The organism is Streptomyces spongiae (assembly GCF_009377185.1).
Classification (GTDB): domain Bacteria; phylum Actinomycetota; class Actinomycetes; order Streptomycetales; family Streptomycetaceae; genus Streptomyces; species Streptomyces spongiae.
The window spans coordinates 1-1,612 of record NZ_VJZC01001031.1 but is presented as its reverse complement, the minus strand read 5'-3'; the positions used below and the strand labels follow the sequence as shown (position 1 = coordinate 1,612).

The 1,612-nt window shown below is 73.6% G+C and carries 1 protein-coding gene and 1 pseudogene; both read right to left on the bottom strand.

What is annotated here, in order from left to right; translation table 11 throughout:
- Positions 1-1,127 (bottom strand): hypothetical protein (locus tag FNH08_RS49845; protein WP_228034868.1); only part of this gene is annotated, 1,127 nt, incomplete at its 3' end.
- Positions 1,128-1,182: 55 nt separating this feature from the next.
- Positions 1,183-1,612, bottom strand: a pseudogene (locus FNH08_RS49840) (hypothetical protein); the annotation flags it as partial.

Below are 1,612 nucleotides of genomic sequence, written 5' to 3'. Positions count from 1 at the left end.
GCCCACCCCCACGGCCGGGGCGCCGCCAGCTCCAAGGCCAGCGCGAACTGCGGGGGCACCGCCGTGAGCCCGAGGATCCTGCCGTACGTGTAGTGGCCGCTCGTCCAGCCGTACGCCAGGACCAGGCAGTCCAGCGCGAACATCAGCACCAGCGGGTCCCGCCACGCCCGCCACCAGCGCCCGCCCGCCGCACGCCGGGCCCGTGCCCACAGTGCGGGCATCCCGAGCAGCGCCAGCCACAGATGGCCGCCCATCCGCTCGTAGAGGCCCCGGTGGACGGCGTCCACGGCCGGGTTCCCCGGCAGTGCCAGGACGTCGTAGTACGGCCACGCCAGGGCGACCGCGACAGCGACCGCCGCCGTGAGGGCCCACCGCCCCACGACCGACGCCCGCCACGGGCTCTGCCACGCCGCCACGATCGCGAGCGCCCCGGTCGTCGACGCGACCGCCGTGATCGGGTGGACCAGCACGATCAGGCCGTACAGGACACCGAGCCCGGCGTACCCCCACCACCCGCGTGGCCCACGCTCGCGCCCGCCCGTCAGCGCCCACGCCCAGAAGGTCAGCCCGATGGCGAACGCCGACGGATAGCCGAGGTTCGTCGTCATCGACATCAGCCCGAGGTAGCCGCTCCACAGCACCCGCTCGGTGCCCCACAGCAGCGTCATGAACAGTACGGCGAGGACCGGCGCCCACGGGCGGGGCGTCAGCGTGCGGACGAAGCGGCCGATCCCCGTCAGCAGCACCGCCAGGTTCACCGGACCGGCGAGCTTCACGGTCTCCCAGCCCGACAGCCCGGTCAGCCGTGCGAGGGCGCCCTGCACGACGGTGTACGGCGAGTAGTACGGGCTGCCCGCACCCGGCAGGGCCGCCATCGGGTGGGCCGGCTGGAGCAGGTCCGCTCTGAGGCGCTCGACGACCGCCGCGTGCTGGCCGGCGTCGCAGCACAGCGGGATCCGCCAGTACGCCAGCGTCATCACCAGCCAGAACAGGCCGCCGAGGACGACGTACGGACCGGGGCGCCAGGTACGCCAGGTGCGGCCGCCGCGCAGAGCCGTGGCACCGAGTGTGAGGTGCTGTGCGCCCGCGGGGGTGTCGAATTGCCCGGGTTGAGCTGTTTGGGACATTTGCCGTCTATTCCCGCTATTCCTGAGGGAGTCAACGGCTTAGCCCACCGTCACCTCAACGGGCTACCGACGTGTCCAGCCTGGACGGACCCGGCACCGCGACGGCACCCGCCGTCCGTCCGCCCGCCGCCCGCTCCAGCAGCAGGGGCAGCCCGAGCACCGGCAGCAGCCACGCCAGCACGATCAGCCGGCCGCCCCAGATGGTGATGTCGGGATGCGCCGCATGGGTGAGGAACCCGGTGCCCGCCGCCGCGAACAGGAACCCCGCGAACGCCGGCCGCTGCCGCACCGCGCCCCACGCCCCCGCCACCAGCGCCGTCAGGAACAGCGGCTCCCAGAACTGCCGGCGCAGCCACTCCACCCAGAAGTTCACCTCCAGCTGCGCGAACTCCGGCCACGGCCGGGCCCGGTCGGGCCGGAGGAAGTGATCGGTGAGCAGATCCTGGGCGCTCTCGGAGGCGGACGGAAAGCGCAGCAGCCACGCC